Below are 6,000 nucleotides of genomic sequence, written 5' to 3'. Positions count from 1 at the left end.
TGTCCAGCCGCTCCTCATGGTGCCGGAGCAGGCTGTCCGCCCCGCTCCGCCCACGCCGTGAACGGTTCCCGGTGCCCCGGGAACGCACGGCGCACAGGCAGGCTGCGCAGCACGCGCAGCCCCTCCAAAAACGTCTGCAGCGGCTGCGGATCGCTGCCGGGCTGCAGGCCGACATTGGGCGAAATCTGCGGCAGGATAGCATCGCCGCAGATCATGAGCCCGCTGCCGGCCTCATACAAAGACACATGGCCCGGCGCATGCCCGCCGGTCAGCACGGGCGTCCACTCCCGGCCGCCCAGCACAAAAGGCACCGCAGCGTCGATATAGCTGACCTCCGCCTGCGGAGTAACCTGGGTCAGGAAGCTCTCCAGATGCTCCCTGACCCCCTGGACCAGCTCCTTCGGCATGCCGTGCCGGAGGAACAGCAGCGGCAGCGACTCGTTCAGCGTCGCCTCCGCGCCCCAGGACATACGGGCCTCGGCGTGGGCCCGCTCCGACATCCAGACCCGGCTGCCGCTGCGGGCCTGCATCCAGCCCGACAGCCCGTAATGGTCGGGATGGTGATGAGTCACAACGATCTGCCTGACATGATCCCAGGAGAGATCCAGCTCATCGAGCACGCCCTGCCAGGCGAGCTCCGCCTCCGCCGTGTGCGGGCCGGGGTCAATGACCGTGATGCCGCCCTCCGGCTCTGTGACAATATAACTGTTGACCCAGCGCAGCGGAGGGTCCATCGGCACGCTCACCTGCAGGATGCTGCCCTCCCATTCCTTGATCTCCGCTTTGCGCATGCTGCCGTCACCGCCTCTTGTTAGTCTTCTGCCTGATACCATCAGCTGTTCACCCAGCGCAGGGGAGGGTCTATCGGTACGCTCACCTGCAGGATACCTTCCTCCCAGGCTTTCATTTCCGCCTTACTCATGATGCCGTCACCGCCTATAGGGAGTCTTCTGCCAGAAACCATCTAAGGACGTACACCAACGAAGATCATCCGTTTGGAATGCTCCTCATCGTATTCCTCTTCATCATAGCTGCCGTGCACGGCTTCAAGCTGCAGACCGGCGGCGGCAATCAGCTGCTTGAACGTCTCCAGCGGGTAGAGCTTCACCCGCTCATGGTATTTACGCGGTGTATCATCCCCCTTGGAGGTGAGGATGATATCTTTTTTGACATAACCGTCTTCAATCCGCCGGGATTCATCAATCAGATTATCCCCGTCCTCGCGGGTGGAATGGGGCACCAGGTGTGCAATGACATAGGCGGGATTCAAAAAGTCGATGATAAATTTGCCGCCTGGCTTCAGCATCCGGTATACCTCGCGCAGCACCTTCACCTGCTCTTCGTCATCCTCAAAATACCCAAAGGAAGTAAACAGGTTCACCACCGCATCAAATCCGCCGTCAAGCGGCAGCTCCCGCATATCGGAACGCAGCCAGGTCACCGCTTCCGCACCATCCTGGGCACGGGCTTCACGCAGCAGGACTTCAGACAGGTCAACACCGGTTACTGCAAAACCCGCTTCCGCCAGCGCCAGGGAATGGCGGCCCATACCGCAGCACAGATCCAGCACCTTCGAACCTTCCGGCAGATCCAGCCAGCCGATCATCTTCTCCACCTCATGCCGGGCCCCGCAAAAATCCCTGTGCCGGTACACTATTAAATAGTCCTCGCCAAAGCTTTTTTCATACCATTCACTCATCCTGCTTCTCCTCCCCGCGCCTCCTGCACACTCTCTATGTATAATATTGTAACGATTGTACCCCCTTTTCCCCGCAAACTCAAAAAAGAGTCGCCATTCCGCCATATTTCACGCGTCCTGGCAACTCTTCAGATTATGCCTGGATCTGCCGCTCCAGATAGACCCTTGCTTCATAAGGCCGCAGCTTCAGTGAAGTCAGATCATCTTCCTTGGAAGGAGGGTAGTTGGAGATCAGCAACTCCTGTTTGCCGGCCGCGAACTCCGCAGGCAGCTCGAACACCGGCTCATGCTCATAGAAATTCAGGATGATCAGCAGACGCTGATCCTCAAGCGTCCGGGTAAAAGCATAAATTTCCTCATGCTCCGCAAGCAGCAGGGCATATTCGCCGTAGACGATGACCGGATGCTTTTTACGGAGCTGGATCAGCTTCTTGTAGTAATGGTAGATCGAATCCGGGTCCTTGACCGCAGCCGCCGCATTGATCTCCCGGAAATTGGAGTTGACCCTGATCCACGGAACGCCTGTCGTAAACCCGCCATCCTCCGAATCATCCCACTGCATCGGGGTGCGGGCATTATCCCGGCTTTTTTTGTGGATGTTGGACATAATCTGGGCTTCCGGCATGCCCTGGTTACGCTTTTCCTCATAATAATTGAGCGTCTCCACATCCCGGTAATCGTCAATCAACTCGAACGCCACATTTGTCATTCCGATTTCTTCTCCCTGATAAATGTAGGGCGTGCCCTCCAGCATATGAATGAATGTGGCCAGCATTTTGGCTGACGGCACCCGGTAGAACAGGTCATTCCCGAAACGCGATACCGAGCGCGGCTGATCATGATTGCACAGATAGTTGGCGTTCCATCCCCGGTTATGCAGAACGTCTGCCAGTTGCTCATGATTTTTTTGAGATCGGTGAGCTTCCAGGGTACGGTATCCCATTTGCCCCCGCCCGGAGCTGCACAGTCCAGATTCATATGCTCAAACATAAACGTCATATTCAGCTCGCGCCGCCCGTCCCCGACGTAATCCAGCGCCTGCTCCGGACCGAGCCCCGATGTCTCTCCGACAGTCATAATATCGTAGAAGTACAATACCTTGTCATGCAGATTCTGCAGCATCGTGTGCACATCTTCGAGGTTGGAGAACATCTCATACGCCCGCACCGTCGCTGTTCCCCCCGGATTAGCCGCGTCCGGATAACCTTCCGCCTTGATGATATGGGCAATGGCATCGAACCTGAAGCCGTCTACGCCTTTCTTGAGCCACCACTCCACCATCTCATGCAGCTTGTCGATCACCACCTGATTTTCCCAGTTCAGATCGGGCTGGTATTTGGAGTACAAATGCAGGTAATACTCATCCGTCTGCGGATCAAGCTCCCACACCGAGCCGCTGAAATAGGATTCCCAGTTGTTCGGGGGACCGCCGTTTTTGCCTTTTCGCCAGATGTAGTAATCGCGTTTCGGATTATCCTTCGAGCTCCGCGATTCGATGAACCAGGGATGCTGGTGGGACGTGTGGTTGAGCACAAGATCCATCATCAGCTTCATTCCCCGGGCGTGCATCTCCCGCAGCATCACATCAAAATCAGCCATCGTCCCGAATTCCTTCATAATATCGCAGTAATCACTGATATCGTAGCCGTTGTCATGGTTCGGCGATTTGTAAATCGGACACACCCAGATGACATCCACACCCAGGTCCTGCAGATAATCGAGCTTGGATATAATGCCGCGCAGATCACCGATCCCATCACCGTTGCTGTCCTTGAAGCTGATCGGATAAATCTGGTAGGCCACGCTTTCTTTCCACCATTTTGGATTCACTTGGACTCTCCTCCGCTTCTCCGGTGTTTGCCTCAGTTAGTGATATTTATAATATCTTAACCATACTGGTGGAAGACAATCACAGATTGTTTGGCAAAAAGCAGGCGGGGATGCATCCGGTTTAGCGCTCTCTCAGCTCAAGCAGCTCTGGAATGACCTGCTCAATCTGCCGGAATAGCACACGTCCGCTCTTCCCCTCATCACCGATATAAAAGATCAGCAGCGACTGCTCCTGAAATACTTTATGCTGAACCAGTTCCGCTGTGGCCGTCCGATTCTCAAAATCAGCCCAGCCCGCTTCGCGCTCCCCGTCCCCGGCAAACTGGTAGATAACCAGTTCCTCCCCGTCCAGCAGAAAAACAAGCGGCTCCCGCCCGTTCAGCTCCCTGTGAAACACACTCTCCGCCCGCACCTCACTACTGCACAGGTCAAGCCCCTGTTCTGCAAAAACAACAGCAATCTCGTCTGCGCCAAGCTCCCTTAGCTCCTTAACCGTCACATTATTGCTCTGGCTGCAGCCGGTAACCAGTATTCCAATGACGAGGAGCATTAGCAGTATAACGATTCTTTTTACACTCGTTATGAGCGCTAATGTGCCGGTGTTCTTGCTGGTACCATTCTTGCTGTGCATTCTTTTTGGTAAAATCACATCTGCGTTTGCTTGCAAACCCATCCCAAGCCGCCCCCTATCGGTTTCTTTTATAAGGAATTGACGGCTGTGTGGCAGATATTGTTGCGGCGGGTTTCGGAAGGAGAGTAGTGGCACCTGTGATACGTGCGATATCTGCGGTTACCTGAGACACCTGCGACACCTGCGACAGTGTGATTGCATTTTGTACATTAGATTACTGTCAATTTCTCTCTGCAAGCAGCTTCTGTTGTATTTTGCGCAACAGAAAAGGCTTAATGGGTACATTTGCCGGGTTTTTGAGTCAATCTGCTGTATGAAATACAATAGAACGCTTTTCTCACGTAAAAAAGGGCTTTTCTATTGCACATTATGCAACAGAAAGCCCTATATTCTCCATATAGCTGTATTTGGTACACTTAAAATCCGCCAAACTCTGCATCTACGCCAGATAGCTGTATTGCATACAACTAAATTTGCAAAAAAGGGCCAAAACTAAAGTTCGCCAGCCTATTAATTGCACAGAGTGCAGTTAAAGGGATGACTTAGCGGTGAATGGACGGATTTAGTTGTACAAACTGCAGTTAAGCCCACACCACGCTAATTTGTTAACAAACTCCATCAGCACGCATCAGCACGCAATAGCCCACATCAGCACACATCAGCACGCATTAGCCAGCGCCAACCAAGGATCAGAGCTGAAGAACCGGACTGCTCCCCGGTCGGTATCCTCTCCTACACCCCGCCAGCATATTACCCTCCTGCCTCTGCCTCTGTTTTCTGCCTTCTAGCTTCTACCTTCTATCTTCAGCCTCCTACAGCAGCCCCACCATCTTCAGCCCTTCGTAAATACCGTCCTCACTGACATGCTTCGTAACATAGGACGCGGCCGCTTTCACTTCTTCCTCCGCATTGCCCATGGCAATGCCGTGCCCCACGTAGCTGAGCATTTCAACATCATTGAGCCCGTCACCGAACGCGTACACATCTTCTTTGTCCACGCCGAGGATTTCGATCATCTTGGCAATGCCATTGGCCTTGGAGCCGTTGCCCGGCAGGACGTCCATACCCAGCGGGTGCCAGCGGACGAATTTAAGCTCCGGATAAGCTTCCTCATACGCCGCCTGATTCTCCTGCGGACAGAAGATGATCGCCTGATAAATCTCGTTCTGCAAAAAATACTCGGCATCATGCGTCGGAAAAGCCAGCTTCAGCGAACCAATGCTGGTCAGGATGTTCTCATGCTCGGCTGTATTGACCTTCATATCTGTGGCGTCGATGTACGCAACGGGGTGATCATTTTTTTCAGCGAACAGGGTAAGCTCCTTCAGCACTTCGGTTTCCAGCCGGTTGGTGTAGATTACCTTGCCTTCATGGACCACATATTGGCCGTTAAGCGAGACAAAGGAATCAATCCCCAGCTCTTCGCGCAGCTCCTTGAACATATAAGCGCCTCTGCCAGTCGCAATTGCGACATTATGGCCCCGCCGCTGCAGCTCGGCAATAGCCTTCCTGGTGGAAGCCGGTACGTTCTTATCCTCATCATAAATCGTTCCGTCAATATCAAAAAAAATAGTTTTCTTAGTCATGGCTCTCCAGTCTCCTCGTGTGGCTCTTTATATTTATCCTGCCCAAATTGTAGAGGTTTACTGAAACGGGCGCAAGCATTCCTTTACCGGCGGGCGGTTCCGCAAGTAAAATGCGCCTGGCCTCCAGAGGCCTCAATCATGTCCCATCCCCTTAATCCTTTTCATTGCAAAATAAAACAGCGGCAGCCCCCTAATAGAGACTGCCGCTGCCAATTGGACGTAACTCCCTCCCGGCTATTCCGTTCATATTCATT

4 protein-coding genes and 1 pseudogene are annotated in these 6,000 nt (G+C 53.6%); all 5 read right to left on the bottom strand.

The window, feature by feature from the left end:
* Positions 1-14: 14 nt before the first annotated feature.
* The 5 genes and pseudogenes from AWJ19_RS27240 to AWJ19_RS27220 all read right to left on the bottom strand — a co-directional run bounded on the left by AWJ19_RS27240 (position 15) and on the right by AWJ19_RS27220 (position 5,746).
* The gene (locus AWJ19_RS27240; RefSeq protein WP_068728348.1) at positions 15-833 is read right to left on the bottom strand and encodes an MBL fold metallo-hydrolase; all 819 of its coding nucleotides are present in this window, start codon (positions 831-833) and stop codon (positions 15-17) included.
* Between the two features lie 131 nt (positions 834-964).
* Positions 965-1,699: a class I SAM-dependent methyltransferase gene (locus AWJ19_RS27235; RefSeq protein ID WP_068728347.1), complete on the bottom strand. Its 735-nt coding sequence runs from the start codon at positions 1,697-1,699 to the stop codon at positions 965-967.
* Between the two features lie 133 nt (positions 1,700-1,832).
* Positions 1,833-3,529, bottom strand: a pseudogene (locus AWJ19_RS27230) (alpha-glucosidase).
* Positions 3,530-3,650: 121 nt separating this feature from the next.
* Positions 3,651-4,202, bottom strand: a complete 552-nt coding sequence (locus tag AWJ19_RS27225) for a hypothetical protein (RefSeq protein ID WP_068728346.1) — start codon at positions 4,200-4,202, stop codon at positions 3,651-3,653.
* 770 nt (positions 4,203-4,972) lie between these two features.
* On the bottom strand, positions 4,973-5,746 hold the full coding sequence (locus AWJ19_RS27220; protein WP_068728345.1) for a Cof-type HAD-IIB family hydrolase: 774 nt from the start codon (positions 5,744-5,746) through the stop codon (positions 4,973-4,975).
* Between the last annotated feature and the right edge of the window lie 254 nt (positions 5,747-6,000).

This window comes from Paenibacillus sp. DMB5 (assembly GCF_001517085.1).
GTDB lineage: Bacteria > Bacillota > Bacilli > Paenibacillales > Paenibacillaceae > Paenibacillus_AQ.
This window is presented reverse-complemented; position numbering and strand designations above follow the sequence as displayed.

What these genes read in the sequence shown, in the direction of transcription:
- AWJ19_RS27240 (WP_068728348.1), bottom strand. Translation starts at nt 833, where the DNA reads ATGGTATCAGGCAGAAGACTAACAAGAGGCGGTGACGGCAGCATGCGC.
- AWJ19_RS27235 (WP_068728347.1), bottom strand. Translation starts at nt 1,699, where the DNA reads ATGAGTGAATGGTATGAAAAAAGCTTTGGCGAGGACTATTTAATAGTG.
- AWJ19_RS27225 (WP_068728346.1), bottom strand. Translation starts at nt 4,202, where the DNA reads ATGGGTTTGCAAGCAAACGCAGATGTGATTTTACCAAAAAGAATGCAC.
- AWJ19_RS27220 (WP_068728345.1), bottom strand. Translation starts at nt 5,746, where the DNA reads ATGACTAAGAAAACTATTTTTTTTGATATTGACGGAACGATTTATGAT.